The following is a 13,454-nucleotide window of genomic DNA, read 5'->3' as shown; positions in this document are numbered from 1 at the left end:
CCGTCACGCGCGCCGGGGCCCCGCTCACCGGCCGGTCCGTTCGACGCGGGCCGACCGGGCGTCCTTGCTGACCTCGAAGCGGACCGGGATGCGCTCGGCCAGGGCCGGCACGTGGGTGACCACGCCGACCATCCGGTCGCCCCGGGCGGCCAGGTTCTCCAGCGTGGCGGCCACCGTGTCGAGGGTGGCCGCGTCGAGCGTGCCGAAGCCCTCGTCCAGCACGATCGACTCCAGGCTCGCCGCCGTCGTGGACATCCCCGCGAGCTGCTCCGACAGGGCCAACGCCAGCGCCAGCGACGCCTGGAAGGTCTCCCCGCCGGAGAGGGTGCGCACGCCGCGACGCAGCCCCGCGTCGTGGTGGTCGACCACGAAGAACTCGCCCTTGTCGTGCACCAGGTCGTACTGCCCGCCGGAGAGCTCCCGCAGGATGCCCGAGGCGCCGTCGACCAGCAGGTCCAACGCCTCGGCGAGCAGCCACCGCTCGAAGTTGTTGGCCCGCAGGTGCCCCGCGAGGGCCCGCGCCACCTGCGCCTGGCGCTCGTAGCCGGCCCGCTGCTCGCGCAGGCCACCGGCCTGCTCCCGGCGCCGCTCCAGCTCGCGCAGGTCGGCCTCGGCCCGCTGCAGGGCGCGATCGGTGGCGCGTACCGGATCGTCGGCGGGCGGCAGGCCGGCGGCGGCGAGGACGGCCGCGATGCGCTCGCCGACCCCGGCGGCCACCGCCTCGGCCTGCGCCACCGCCGTGGCCCGCCCGGCCCGCTCCGCGCGGCGACGCTGCGCCTCCTCGCCGGCCCATCCGGTGAGGACCGCCCACGCGGCGCCCAGGTCGTCCCGGTCCGCCGCCGGCGGCCCGAACCGGGCCAGCCCGTCGCGGGCCGCGTCGAACGCCCGCCAGGTCGCCCGCAGCCGCTCCTCGGCGGCGTCCACCGCCGCCCGGGTCCGCCGGGCGGCGTCCCGGCCCGCCCGCACCGCCGCCGCCGACTCCTCCAACGCCCGGCGCAGCCGCGCGTGGTCGTCCAGCTCACGGCGCAGCACCGCCGGCTCGGCCGACCCGGCCAGCTGGTCGTCCAGCTCGGCCAGCCGGGCCTGCACCTGGTCCTGCCGGGCCCGCGCGCGCACCAGCACCCGCTCCAGTTCCCGGGCCGCGCCGTCGCGCTCCTGCACCACCGACTGGGCGGCCTTGCTGGCGGCCCGCGCCGCCCGTCCCGCCGCCGTCGCGGCGGCCACCGCCGAGTCGGCCGGCACCGCCGGCACCGCCGCCACGGTCTGCTCGCAGACCGGGCAGGACGCCCCGGCGCGCAGGTGCGCGCGCAGCGCCACCGCCTGGTCCGTCGCCTTCGCCTCCTCGTGGGCGCGGAAGGCCGCCTCCAGCTCCGCCTCGGCCCGCTCGGCCGCCGCCCGCGCCTCGGCCAGCGCCGCGACCGCCGCGCCGTGCTCGGCCTGCGCCCCGGTCACCGCCGCGCGCACCGCCGCCGCCTCGCCGGCCAGCTTCTCCCGGTCGGTGTGCGCGCGCAGCAGCAGCCGCAGCGCGCTCTCGTCACCGGCGGCGGCCAGCTCGCCGCGCAGCTTCTCCTCCCGCTCCTCGGCCAGCGACACCACCGTCGCCGCCTCGTCCGCGCCGGCCCGCGCCGCCGCGACCGCCCGGGCCACCTCCGCCACCCCGTCCGGCGCGCGCACGGCGGCCAGCACCGCCAGATCGGCGTCGAGCGCCGCCAGGACCGCGCCCGCCTCGCGCGCCGTCGCCCGGGCCGCCGCCAGCTCCGGTACGGCGCTCGCCACCACCCCGGCCAGCTCCCGCATCCGGTCGACCTGCCCGGTCGCCGCCTCGAGCGCGGCGTCGTCGACGTCGGTGAGCCCGGCGAGCGCCCGGTCGACCGCCTCCAGCTTCGCCTCGGCCTGCGTGGCCCGCGCGGTCGCCCGCTTCTGCACGTCCTCGTAGACCCCGAGGCCCAGCAGGTTGACCAGGATCTGCTGCCGGGTGGCGGGCTTGGCGTGCAGGAAGTCCGCGAACTGCCCCTGCGGCAGCACCACGCAGCTGGTGAACTGCTCGTACGGCAGCCCGACCGCCTCCAGCACCGCCTCCTCCATCTCGGCGGGGGTGCCGGCCACCACCTCCCCGAGGTCGTCCGGGCTCAGCCCGGTGTCGAGCTTGGTCACGTCGAAGCCGGCCGGCATCAGCTGCAACCCGGCGTTGGCCGTCTTGACGTTGCCCCGGCCGTCCCGGCGGACCACCCGGGTCGCCACGTAGCGGGAGCCGGCGGACTCGAAGACCAGCCGGACCCGCCCCTCGGTGGTCGACGGCGCCAGGGCGTTGGCCAGCCCCCGCGCCCCACCCCAGCGGGGCACGGTGCCGTAGAGGGCGAAGCAGATGGCGTCGAGCACCGTCGACTTGCCGGAGCCGGTCGGCCCGACCAGCGCGAAGAAGTCGGCGTCGGTGAAGTCGATCGTGGTCTCGTCGCGGAAGACGGTGAAGCCCGCCATGTCCAGCCGGATCGGCCGCATCAGTGGTCGACCTCCTCGAAGAGCTCGTCGAAGAGCTCCCGCACCCCGTCGTCGGTGTGCCCCCGGCTGTCCAGGTAGTCGGCGAAGAGCTGCCGGGGCGAGCGGCCCGCCCGCTGCGCCGCCCGGGCGCCGCCGCCCGGGGCGGGCACCAGCTCCGGGTCGATCCGGATCTCCAACGCCGAGGGGAGCAGCTCCTGCACCTCCTCGCGCAGCCCGGCGCGCGGCTGCTCGCGGACGAACACCCGCAGCCAGGCCTCGTCCGGGACCTGCATCTCGGCGAGCTGGGCCAGGGTCCCCCGGACGGTGCGCAGCGTGGTGGCGGCGGTCACCGGCACCTCCCGCACCTGCGCCGCCGTGGTCGCGGTGACCTCGACGACGGTCACCGACGGCACGTTCTCCTGCTCGCCGAAGTCGACCGCCAGCGGGCTGCCGCTGTAGCGGATCGGGCAGGGGCCCTGCACCCGCTGCGAGCGGTGCAGGTGACCCAGCGCCACGTAGTGCGCCGTGCCCGGGAACACGGTCGCCGGCACCGCGTAGCCCAGCACGGTGTGCGCGTCGCGCTCCCCGCCGCCGGTGGTCGCGCCCACCACGGTCAGGTGGGCGGTGACCAGGTGCACCCGGTCCGGCTCGGTGAAGCTCTCGGTCAGCCGGCCCAGCACCCGGCCCAGGTGGTCGGCGTAGGTCTGGGTGGTCTCGGCGGCGGTCAGCTCGTACATCTCCACGGCGCGGATGGCGTAGCGCTGGGAGAGGAACGGCAGCGCGGCCAGCCGCCAGCGCTCGCCGCCGGCGGTCGTACCGTCGACGACGTGCTCGTCCGGGTTGTCCCGGACCCCGCCGCGCAGCGTGATCCCGGCGGCCTCGGCCCAGGGCCGCAGCGCGTCGAGGGCCTGGCCGTTGTCGTGGTTGCCGCCGATGGCCACCACGTCGGCGCCGGTGCGGCGCAGCGCCGTGAGCGCCCGGGTGACCAGCCGGGTGGCCTCGGGCGACGGCGCGGCGGTGTCGTAGAGGTCACCGGCGACGATGACCAGGTCGGGCGCCTCGGCGCGGGCGACGTCGATCACGCCGGCCAGGACCCGCTTGTGCTCCTCGGCCCGCGACTGCCCCTTGAGGACCTTGCCGACGTGCCAGTCGGAGGTGTGCAGGATCTTCACGGTGCCAGCCTTTCGTTCGCGACTGCGGGGCTCGCAAGCTCACTCCTCGCGCTCACCGGTGTCTCCCCTAGAACGGGATGTCGTCGTCGCTGGTGCCGCCGCCGGAGCCCACGACCGCGAACGGGTCGGCGGACTGGGTGATCGACCGGAGCGTCTCCGACGGGGCGCGGCCGGCCTCGGAGACCCGGGTGGCCCAGGCCGGGAACGGGAACTCCAGGCAGAGCGGCACCGGGATGTCGGGCTGGTTGACGAACATCGTGCCCGGCTTGGCCAGCAGCGCGCGCTGCCGCTGGGCGGGCGGTAGGAAGCCGTATTCCGGGCGGGACGCCTCGGCCGGGTCGAGCCGGCCCACCACCCGGATCGCCGAGTTGGTGACGATCCGCCGCTCCACCTCGCTCGCCGTCTGCTGGGCGCCGACCAGGATCACCCCGAGCGAGCGACCCCGCTCGGCGATGTCGAGCAGCACCTCCTTGATGGGGGAGGAGCCCTCGCGGGGGGCGTACTTGTTGAGCTCGTCGAGCACCACGAAGAGCAGCGGCTTGGCGGTGCCGGACTTCTCCTTGCGCTCGAACTCGCTCTTGAGCGTCACGCCGACCACGAACCGCTGCGCGCGGTCGGGGAGGTTGTGCAGGTCGACGACGGTGACCTGGGCGCTCTCGGCGGTGTTGATCGAGTGCGGGCGGCGGGTGGCCAGGTCGCCCCGGATCAGCCGGGACAGGTCCTTCTTGCTGCCGATCAGCCGGCGGGCGAACGCGTTGACCGTGCCCAGCCCGACGGCGCTGCCGGCCCAGTCGGATCGGGTCTCGTCGTCGTTGAGTTGCTCGACGACGTGGTCGACCAGGTCCGCGTACGAGCCGAGCCGCACCCCGTCGATGCTGATGCCGCCGTCGGCGGGCTGGGCGTGGCGGGCCAGGTGGGCGGTGACCGAGTGCACCACCATCGTGTACTGCTGGCGTTCGTCGTCGGCGTCGGCGAACACGTAGGGCAGCAGGCGGTCGGCGCAGAACTCGGCGAGCGTCCAGTAGAAGCTGTCCACCCCGGTGAGCCGGCTGCTCACGTCGGGCGTGCCGGTGGAGTCGCCGACCCTCGGCGGGGCGTAGACCCGCACGTCGGGGAAGGCGCCGGCGACCAGGCCGAGCTTCGCGTAGGCGGCGCGGGTGGGGTCGTCGAGCCGGGTGTTGGGATGGTCGAGGAAGAGCAGGTCCTCGCCCTTGACGTTGAAGATGAGCGCCTTGGCGTTGACCGCGTCGCCGCCGAGCACGCCGGAGCGGAAGACCGAGTAGAGCAGGAAGGTGGCGAAGCTCGTCTTCGTGGCGACCCCGGAGATGCCGGAGATCGACACGTGTGCGCCCCGGCTGCCGTCGAGGAAGTCGGCGTTGAGGTAGACCGGCACCCCGTCGCGGCCCATGCCCATCGGGATGCGCCGCTCCATCCGGTCGAAGTGCAGCGCCCGGGCCCGGGCGTCGCCCTCGGCGCGGTGCACCACGGCGCCGGGCGTCGGCGGCACGTAGAGCTCCGGGTCGACGCGGGTGGTGGTGACCTCGGCGGCCTCCTGCACCTGGGCGGGCAGGGTGCCGTCGGCGATGGCGAAGACGTCGGAGTCGAACTGGGCGCCCTCGTGCCGGGCGCGGACCTGGGTGACCACCCCGGCGATCGTCACCGGCTCGCGGTCGGGCAGCTCGCGGCGGGTCACCACGACGTCGTCGAGCTGCAGGTAGCTGCCGGGCGAGACCGCGGTCCAGAACTGCAGGGGGGTGGCGTCGGCGGTGCCCAGCACCCGGCCGACCACCTCGCCCGGGCCGTCGAACCCGTCGTCAGTCATCGGGCAACTCCGGTCGGCTGGTCGTCGCGGTCGGGGCACACGCCCTGCATCCTGCCCGAGGAGTACGACAGGTCGCCACGCGACGCGGCGGACGCCACGCGGCCGTCGGCGGCCCTCAGCCGCAGCGTGCCCGCGCGAGCACGGTCAGTCGCGTGCGTAGCGGAGCATGAGCACCCCGTCGGCGGCGGCGAGCACGTGCCGCAGCGGCAGATGGCGTACGTCGCTGGCGGCACCGGCGGTGATCCGCCCCGGGCCCGCCCCGGCGAGCAGCGGGGCGACGGTGAGGCAGACCTCGTCCACCAGGTCGGCGGCGGTGAGCGCGCCGAACAGGTGCGGGCCGCCCTCGCAGAGCACCTGGTCGAGCCCGCGGCGGCGCAGCTCGGCCAGGCCCGCCGCGAGGTCGACCCGGTCGTCGCCGCAGCGCACCACGTCGGCGACCCCGGTCAGGCCGGGCGACGCCACGGCGTCGGCCCGGGTGAGCACCACGGGCCGCACCGGCGCGTCGGCGAACGCGGCCTGCGCCGGGTCGAGGTCCAGCGAGCCGGAGACGACGACCAGCGTCGGGTACTCGGGCAGGCCGTGCCCGCGGCGCCACGCCCGGCGCCGCTCGTCGAGGCGTACCGCCCGGTAGCCCTCGTGCCGCAACGTGCCGGCGGCCACGACCAGGGCGTCGCAGAGCATGCGCAGCAGCCCGAAGACGCGCTTGTCCGGCTCCCCGGAGAGCCCGGCGGAGTAGCCGTCGACGGAGACGCCGCCGTCGACGCTGGTCACGAAGTTCACCCGCAGGTGGGGGCGGTCGGCCCGGCCGTAGAAGGCGGTGAGGGCGGCGTCGTCCAGCGGACGCGCCGACGGCTGCGGCCAGAGCGCCGAGATCGGGATTCCGACGCTCATTCGCCGGCCGGACCCGTGACCGGAGGGGTGGGTCGGGGGGTACGGTGCTGGCAGTCGCACCAGTTGCGCCCCGGACAGTCGTCGTGCCGCCTGGCCCGGCACGCTCGGCAGATCATGCCCGCAGCCTATGCCGAGGAAGGATGGGACAGCATGCCGCGTCAGATCTTCCAGCTGAAGATTTCCCTGGCCGGGGTCCGGCCGTCCGTCTGGCGCCGGGTGCTCGTCCCCGGCGGCTACACCCTGGACCGGCTGCATCGGGTGGTGCAGCACGCCATGGGCTGGCGGGACTGTCACCTGCACTCGTTCGAGATCGAGGGCCGCCAGTACGGCGAGCCCGACCCCGACGGCGAGCTGGCCCTGCACGACGAGCTGGACGTCCGGCTCGACGCGGTCGTCGGCAAGGGCAGCCGCCTGCACTACACGTACGACTTCGGCGACTGGTGGGAGCACGACCTGGTGGTCGAGGACGCCTTCACCGCCGACCCGGACGAGCGGTACCCGTCCTGTCCGGACGGCGAGCGGGCGTGCCCGCCGGAGGACGTCGGCGGCCCGGCCGGCTACCAGGCGCTGTTGGCCGTGCTGGCGGACCCGGGGCACCCGGAGCACCCGCGGACGCGGGACCGGGTGGGCGACCGGTTCGACCCGGCCGCCTTCGACGCGCACCGCGCCGGCACCCTGCTGCGTCGCTTCTGCTGAACGTTCCGCCCCGCCGCCTGCCACGGGTGCGCGGCCGGCTGCGCGGCGTGCCCGTCGCCCCTGGTAGCACGCGCTGAACCGCTTCATCGGGCGGATCCCCAGGTGGCGTGGGTCCGGTCGGGTGGCGCGGCCCGGCCGGACCGGCAAACGTACGTGCGGTAACGATCTGGGAACGCTCCCACGGGCCTATTGACACTCCCGACACCTGCCGGCAACCTCATGGGAGCGCTCCCGCGAATGTGGCACGACTCACCCGCGCCCCGCTCCGGTCGTCGACCGCCGGCCCCGCCCGGTGTCGACGGCGCGCACGGCACCCCCCACCACACCCAGTCAGCCTCACCACCGAAAGAGGGGTCTCCGATGAGCCTCACCACGCGGCGCACCCGCATGGCGGCTGCCGCCCTGGCCGCGATAACCGCCCTCGGCGGTCTCGCGGCCTGCGGCAAGGACGACGCGCCCGCGGCCGGCGAGAAGCCCGCCAAGCTGGTCGTCGACACGTTCGGCGAGTTCGGTTACGACGAGATCATCAAGCAGTACGAGAAGGACACCGGCATCAAGGTTGAGCTGCGCAAGACCGCCCAGCTCAACGAGTACCGGCCGAAGATCGTCCGGGCGCTGGCCACCGGCAAGGGCGCGGCCGACGTGGTCGCCCTGGAAGAGGGCATCCTCAACGAGTTCAAGGCCAACCCCGCCAACTGGGCCGACCTCGCCCCGCTGGTCGCCGACCACAGCAAGGACTACCTGCCTTGGAAGTGGGAGCTGGGCAAGGCGCCCGACGGCCGGCTGATCGGCCTGCCGACCGACGTCGGCAGCCTCGCCGTCTGCTACCGCCGGGACCTCTTCCAGGCCGCCAAGCTGCCGGTCGAGCGCGACCAGGTCGCGGCCCTCTGGCCCGACTGGAACGCCTTCATCGAGACCGGTAAGAAGTACCGCACCGCCACGGGCAAGGGCCTGCTCGACTCGGTCACCACCGCCGCCAGCGCGGTCATGTTCCAGCAGGGCGGCGAGCTGTTCTACGACAAGGACGACAACGTCGTGGCCGACAAGAGCGCGGCGGTGAAGACCTCCTGGGACACCGCGGTCGCGATGGCCGACGCCAACATCACCGCCGAGACGGCCACCTGGTCGCCGGAGTGGTCGGCCGGCTTCAAGCAGGGCACCTTCGCGGCCACCTTCTGCCCGTCCTGGATGCTCGGCATCGTCGCGGACAACTCCGGTCCCGAGAACAAGGGCAAGTGGGACGTGGCGCCCGTGCCCGGCGGCGCCGGCAACTGGGGTGGCTCCTGGCTCGGCGTGCCGACCCAGAGCAAGTACCCCAAGGAGGCGGCGAAGCTCGCCGAGTACCTGACCAACGCGCAGAGCCAGGTGGCGGCGTTCAAGCTCAAGGGCCCGCTGCCCACCAACCTGGAGGCGCTGAAGAACCAGGAGTTCCTCGCCTACACCAACGAGTACTTCAACAACGCGCCGACCGGCAAGATCTTCGGTGAGAGCGTCGCCAAGATCCAGCCGCTGCACCTCGGCCCGAAGCACCAGGCGGTGAAGGAGAACGCGTTCGAGCCCGCGCTGCGCTCGTACGAGCAGGGGCAGGCCACGAAGGACAAGGCCTGGGAGCAGTTCGCCAAGGACGCCAAGACGCAGGGCGCCTTCTGACCCACCTCGTCGCCAGGTGGCGTCCGGGTCCCCACACCCGGACGCCACCGCGCCGTCCCCGTTCCGCCCCCGGACGCCATCGGCGCCGTCCCGTTTTCGCGTAACAGCGCCTGGGCGTCGGCGCGCGCCCGCGCCGACGCCGGGAAAGGACCCCCGCATGAGCCTCTCGGCCACGACGGCGCCGCCGTCACCCGCCGCACCGCCACCCCGCCCGCCCGCGCGGCGCCGGTCCCGGTCGCACTCGCTGACCCGGTTGGACCTGAAGTACTCGCCGTACCTCTACATCGCGCCGTTCTTCGTCGTCTTCGGCATCTTCGGCCTCTACCCGATGCTGCGGACCGCCTGGATGTCCCTGCACGACTGGAACCTGATCGGCGAGCACAGCTTCATCGGCTTCGACAACTACGTTGCCCTGGTCAAGGACGAGTACTTCTGGAACGCCACCCTCAACACGTTCGGCATCTTCCTGCTGTCGACCATCCCGCAGCTGCTGCTCGCGCTGTTCCTGGCGAACCTGCTCAACCGCACCTTCCTGCGCGCCCGCACGTTCTTCCGGATGGCGATCTTCATGCCGAACGTGGTCTCGGTGGCCGCCGTGGCGATCGTCTTCGGCATGCTCTTCCAGCGCGACTTCGGCGTGATCAACTGGCTGCTGAGCTTCGTCGGGATCGACGCGATCGACTGGGACGCCGAGCGCTGGAGCTCCTGGACCGCCATCGCCTCCATGGTCAACTGGCGGTGGACCGGCTACAACACCCTGATCCTGCTCGCGGGCATGCAGGCCATCCCGCGCGACCTGTACGAGGCGGCGGCGCTCGACGGCGCCAGCCAGTGGAAGCAGTTCTGGCGGATCACCCTGCCGATGCTCACGCCGACCTTCGTCTTCGTGGTGATCCTCTCCACGATCGGCGGGCTCCAGCTCTTCACCGAGCCGCTCGTCTTCGCCAACGGCAACATCATCGGCGGCGACCAGCGCGAGTTCCAGACCCTGGCCATGTACATGTACGAGCTGGGCATCGAGAACCTCAACACCGCCGGCTACGGCGCCGCGGTCGCCTGGGCGATGTTCCTGATGATCGCCCTCGTCTCGGGGATCAACTTCCTGCTCGTCCGCCGCACGGTGAAGTGAGGAACGCCCAGATGAACTCGGCATCCCGGCGCCTGTGGCGCACCAGCCCGTTGACCTACGTCGCGCTCGTCCTGGCGACGCTCTTCTCGATCTACCCGTTCTACTACATGGTGGTCATCGCCACCCGCAGCCTCGACTCGATCAACGACGTCCCGCCGCCGGTCGCGCCCGCAGGGTCGTTCGGCGACAACTTCGGCCGGGTGCTCGACAACGAGGCGGCGAACTTCCTCACCGGCCTGCTCAACTCGGTGATCGTCTCCGGCATCGTGACGGTCTCCGTGGTGATCACCGGATCGCTGGCCGGATTCGCCTTCGCCAAGCTGCGCTTCCGGGGCCGCAACGCCCTGCTGCTGACGATCATCGTCACCATGATGATCCCGACGCAGCTCGGGCTCATCCCGCTGTGGGGCATGATCCAGGACCTGAACTGGTTCGACACCCTCTACGCGGTGACCGTGCCGTTCCTGGTCAGCGCGTTCGGCGTGTTCATGATGCGGCAGTACGCCACCCAGGCCATCTCCGACGAGCTGATCGAGGCGGGCCGGGTGGACGGGGCGAGCACCTTCCGGATCTACTGGAACATCGTGCTGCCCGCGCTGCGCCCGGCCGCCGCCGTGCTCGGCCTGCTCACGTTCATGGAGACCTGGAACTCGTTCCTGTGGCCGTACGCGGTGCTGACCAGCGAGAACCCGACGCTCCAGGTCTCGCTGGCCTTCCTGTCGTACGCCTACTACACCGACTACTCGCAGGTGTTCGCCGCCACGGCGGTGGGCACCCTACCGTTGGTCATCGTGTTCATCGTGTTCGGCCGCCAGATCGTGGGCGGCATCATGGAAGGTGCCGTCAAGTCGTGAGCAACCCCGCCAGCCCGCCCGCCGTCGGCGTCGTCGACGACCGTCCGCCGCTGACCTTCCCACCCGGCTTCCTCTGGGGCGCGGCCACCGCCGCGTACCAGATCGAGGGCGCCGCGGCCAAGGGCGGCCGGACGCCGTCGATCTGGGACACGTTCAGCCACACCCCGGGACGGGTCGTCGAGGGGCACACCGGCGACGTGGCCTGCGACCACTACCACCGCCTCGGCTCCGACGTCGCCCTGATGGCCGAGCTGGGGCTGAGGTCGTACCGGTTCTCGGTCTCCTGGCCGCGGGTGCAGCCGGGCGGCACGGGCCCCGCGAACGCCGAGGGGCTCGACTTCTACCGGCGGCTCGTCGACGAGCTGCTGGCGCACGGGATCGAGCCGTGGCTCACCCTCTACCACTGGGACCTGCCGCAGCCGCTGGAGGACGTCGGCGGCTGGCCGGCCCGGGACACCGCCGCGCGCTTCGCCGACTACGCCACGCTCGTCGCCGACGCGCTCGGCGACCGGGTGCGCTACTGGACCACGCTCAACGAGCCGTGGTGCTCGGCGTTCCTCGGTTACGGCTCCGGGGTGCACGCGCCGGGCCGCTCGGACGGCGCCGACGCCGTCCGGGCCGGACACCACCTGATGCTCGGCCACGGCCTCGCGGTGCAGGCGCTGCGCGCGGCCCGGCCGACCGCCGAGGTCGGGGTGACGGTCAACCTCTACCCGGTCACCCCGGCCAGCGACGCGCCCGCCGATGTCGACGCCGCGCGGCGCATCGACGGGCTGGCCAACCGCTTCTTCCTGGACCCGCTGCTGCGCGGGTCCTACCCGGCGGACCTGATGGCCGACCTCGCCAAGGTCACCGACTTCGGGCACGTGCGCGACGGGGACCTGGCGACCATCTCCACCCCGCTGGACGTGGTCGGCGTCAACTACTACAGCCGCCACGTGGTCGCCGCGCCGGTCCCCGGCGCGCAGCCGGAGCCGTACTGGCGGGCGCCGTCGTGCTGGCCGGGCAGCGAGGACGTCCGGTTCGTCACCCGGGGCGTCCCCGTCACCGACATGAACTGGGAGATCGACGCGCCCGGTCTGGTGGAGACGCTGCGTCGGGTCCACGAGGAGTACACCGACCTGCCGCTCTACGTCACCGAGAACGGCTCCGCCTTCGTCGACGAGGTGGTCGACGGGCGGGTGGACGACGTCGACCGGCTGGCGTACTTCGACGCCCACCTGCGCGCCGCGCACGAGGCGATCGAGGCCGGGGTGCCCCTGCGCGGATACTTCGCCTGGTCGCTGATGGATAATTTCGAGTGGGCCTGGGGCTACACCAAGCGGTTCGGGATGATCCACGTCGACTACGACACCCAGGTCCGCATCCCCAAGTCCAGTGCCAGGTGGTACGCCGAGGTGATCCGACGCAACGGTCTGGCCGCACAATAGGCCAGGGCCAGCCATCAACGGGCGGCCCCGGCACCACCCCGCACCGGGTGGCGCCGGGGCCGGTCCGCCGTCGGAGGAGCAGACAATGACAACGCAGCGCACCCGGTCGCTCGGGCGCCCGACCCTCGACGCCGTCGCCGCCCGCGCCGGCGTCGGTCGCGGGACGGTCTCCCGGGTGGTCAACGGCTCACCCCAGGTGAGCCCCGAGGCGCGCGCCGCGGTGCAGCAGGCCATCGCCGAGCTGGGGTACGTGCCGAACCGGGCCGCCCGCGCCCTGGTCACCCAGCGCACCGACTCGATCGCCCTGGTGGTCTCGGAATCCGGCGACCGGGTCTTCACCGAGCCGTTCTTCGCCGGCATCGTCCGGGGCGTCAGCTCGGGGCTGCTGGAGACCCCGTTGCAGCTCTGGCTGGCCATGGTGCAGTCGCCGATCGAGCGGGAGCGGGTCGAGCACCACCTGACCAACCAGCACGTCGACGGGGTCCTGCTGCTGTCGCTGCACGACTCCGACCCGCTGCCCACCCTGCTGGAGGAGCGCGGCCTGCCCACGGTGCTCGGCGGTCGCCCGGCCCGGATGCTGCAACCCGGGGCGCAGCCGGCGTACTACGTCGACGTGGACAACGTCGGCGGCGCCCGGCGGGCGGTGGAACACCTGGCCGGCCGGGGGCGGCGGCGCATCGCCACGATCGCCGGCCCGCAGGACATGGGCGCCGGCCTCGGCCGGCTGACCGGCTACCGGGAGGCGGTCAGGGCCGCCGGGGGCGCCGTCGACCCCGCCATGATCGCGTACGGCGACTTCAGCGAGGGCAGCGGGGCGGCCGGCATGCGCCGGCTGCTGGAGGTCTGCCCCGACCTCGACGCCGTCTTCGTCGCCTCGGACCTGATGGCGTTCGGGGCGCTGCGCGCGCTGCGCGAGGCGGGCCGGCGGGTGCCGGAGGACGTCGCGATGGTCGGCTTCGACGACGCCCCGATCGCCCGGCAGGCCGAGCCGCCGCTGACCACGGTCTTCCAGCCGGTGGAGGAGATGGGCCGGCAGATGGCCCGCCTGCTGGTCTCCCGCATCCGCGGCGACGAGCTCCCGTCGCCGCACATCCTGCTCGACACCCAGCTGATCGAACGCGCCTCCGCCTGATCCCCGGTCGCCGCACCTGCCCGACCCGGGGACGCAGCCGGCAGCGTGCCGCAGCGACGGTCTCCTCCGGCTGGACAAGTCGGCCTCCGTCCGCCACGGGGCCCGGCCTCCGTCCGCTGCGGGCCGCCGCGGGTCCCCGCCCCGCCGCCGGCCGTGGCCTTGCCCCCGGCTGCCGGCCCCGGGCCACCGCCTTCGCCGGC

General features: G+C 73.6%; 10 protein-coding genes. 6 read left to right on the top strand and 4 right to left on the bottom strand.

The features are described from left to right. Positions 1-24: 24 nt before the first annotated feature. The 4 genes from V6U77_RS08720 to V6U77_RS08705 form a co-directional block, all read right to left on the bottom strand. A complete protein-coding gene (locus V6U77_RS08720; protein ID WP_334605716.1) occupies positions 25-2,499 on the bottom strand; it encodes an SMC family ATPase in 2,475 nt (824 codons plus the stop codon). After that, entirely contained in the window at positions 2,499-3,650 is a 1,152-nt protein-coding gene (locus tag V6U77_RS08715; protein WP_334605715.1) for an exonuclease SbcCD subunit D, read from the bottom strand. The genes V6U77_RS08720 and V6U77_RS08715 overlap by 1 nt, the downstream gene beginning before the upstream one ends. Before the next feature lie 67 nt (positions 3,651-3,717). After that, positions 3,718-5,472: an ATP-binding protein gene (locus V6U77_RS08710; RefSeq protein WP_334605714.1), complete on the bottom strand. Its 1,755-nt coding sequence runs from the start codon at positions 5,470-5,472 to the stop codon at positions 3,718-3,720. 144 nt (positions 5,473-5,616) lie between these two features. Next, positions 5,617-6,363 carry a pyrimidine reductase family protein gene (locus V6U77_RS08705; RefSeq protein ID WP_334605713.1) on the bottom strand — a complete coding sequence of 249 codons (747 nt, stop codon included), beginning with the start codon at positions 6,361-6,363 and terminating at the stop codon, positions 5,617-5,619. A 150-nt stretch (positions 6,364-6,513) separates the two neighbouring features. On the opposite strand from V6U77_RS08705, the gene V6U77_RS08700 reads away from it, so the two are divergent. The 6 genes from V6U77_RS08700 to V6U77_RS08675 all read left to right on the top strand — a co-directional run bounded on the left by V6U77_RS08700 (position 6,514) and on the right by V6U77_RS08675 (position 13,254). Further along, on the top strand, positions 6,514-7,059 hold the full coding sequence (locus V6U77_RS08700; RefSeq protein WP_334605712.1) for a plasmid pRiA4b ORF-3 family protein: 546 nt from the start codon (positions 6,514-6,516) through the stop codon (positions 7,057-7,059). Between the two features lie 360 nt (positions 7,060-7,419). Beyond that, positions 7,420-8,709 (top strand): ABC transporter substrate-binding protein, encoded by a 1,290-nt coding sequence (locus tag V6U77_RS08695; RefSeq protein ID WP_334605711.1) that lies wholly within the window; start codon positions 7,420-7,422, stop codon positions 8,707-8,709. Between the two features lie 157 nt (positions 8,710-8,866). Continuing rightward, on the top strand, positions 8,867-9,838 hold the full coding sequence (locus V6U77_RS08690; RefSeq protein WP_334605710.1) for a carbohydrate ABC transporter permease: 972 nt from the start codon (positions 8,867-8,869) through the stop codon (positions 9,836-9,838). A gap of 11 nt (positions 9,839-9,849) precedes the next feature. Next, positions 9,850-10,692 (top strand): carbohydrate ABC transporter permease, encoded by an 843-nt coding sequence (locus tag V6U77_RS08685; RefSeq protein WP_089001331.1) that lies wholly within the window; start codon positions 9,850-9,852, stop codon positions 10,690-10,692. Continuing rightward, positions 10,689-12,122, top strand: a complete 1,434-nt coding sequence (locus tag V6U77_RS08680; protein WP_334605709.1) for a GH1 family beta-glucosidase — start codon at positions 10,689-10,691, stop codon at positions 12,120-12,122. The genes V6U77_RS08685 and V6U77_RS08680 overlap by 4 nt, the downstream gene beginning before the upstream one ends. An 85-nt stretch (positions 12,123-12,207) precedes the next feature. Further along, a complete protein-coding gene (locus V6U77_RS08675; RefSeq protein ID WP_334605708.1) occupies positions 12,208-13,254 on the top strand; it encodes a LacI family DNA-binding transcriptional regulator in 1,047 nt (348 codons plus the stop codon). The last annotated feature ends 200 nt before the right edge of the window (positions 13,255-13,454 follow it).

The organism is Micromonospora sp. CPCC 205546 (assembly GCF_036902715.1).
In the GTDB taxonomy this organism is placed as follows: domain Bacteria; phylum Actinomycetota; class Actinomycetes; order Mycobacteriales; family Micromonosporaceae; genus Micromonospora.
This window is presented reverse-complemented; position numbering and strand designations above follow the sequence as displayed.

What these genes read in the sequence shown, in the direction of transcription:
- V6U77_RS08720 (WP_334605716.1), bottom strand. Translation starts at nt 2,499, where the DNA reads ATGCGGCCGATCCGGCTGGACATGGCGGGCTTCACCGTCTTCCGCGAC.
- V6U77_RS08710 (WP_334605714.1), bottom strand. Translation starts at nt 5,472, where the DNA reads ATGACTGACGACGGGTTCGACGGCCCGGGCGAGGTGGTCGGCCGGGTG.
- V6U77_RS08705 (WP_334605713.1), bottom strand. Translation starts at nt 6,363, where the DNA reads ATGAGCGTCGGAATCCCGATCTCGGCGCTCTGGCCGCAGCCGTCGGCG.
- V6U77_RS08700 (WP_334605712.1), top strand. Translation starts at nt 6,514, where the DNA reads ATGCCGCGTCAGATCTTCCAGCTGAAGATTTCCCTGGCCGGGGTCCGG.
- V6U77_RS08695 (WP_334605711.1), top strand. Translation starts at nt 7,420, where the DNA reads ATGAGCCTCACCACGCGGCGCACCCGCATGGCGGCTGCCGCCCTGGCC.
- V6U77_RS08690 (WP_334605710.1), top strand. Translation starts at nt 8,867, where the DNA reads ATGAGCCTCTCGGCCACGACGGCGCCGCCGTCACCCGCCGCACCGCCA.
- V6U77_RS08685 (WP_089001331.1), top strand. Translation starts at nt 9,850, where the DNA reads ATGAACTCGGCATCCCGGCGCCTGTGGCGCACCAGCCCGTTGACCTAC.
- V6U77_RS08675 (WP_334605708.1), top strand. Translation starts at nt 12,208, where the DNA reads ATGACAACGCAGCGCACCCGGTCGCTCGGGCGCCCGACCCTCGACGCC.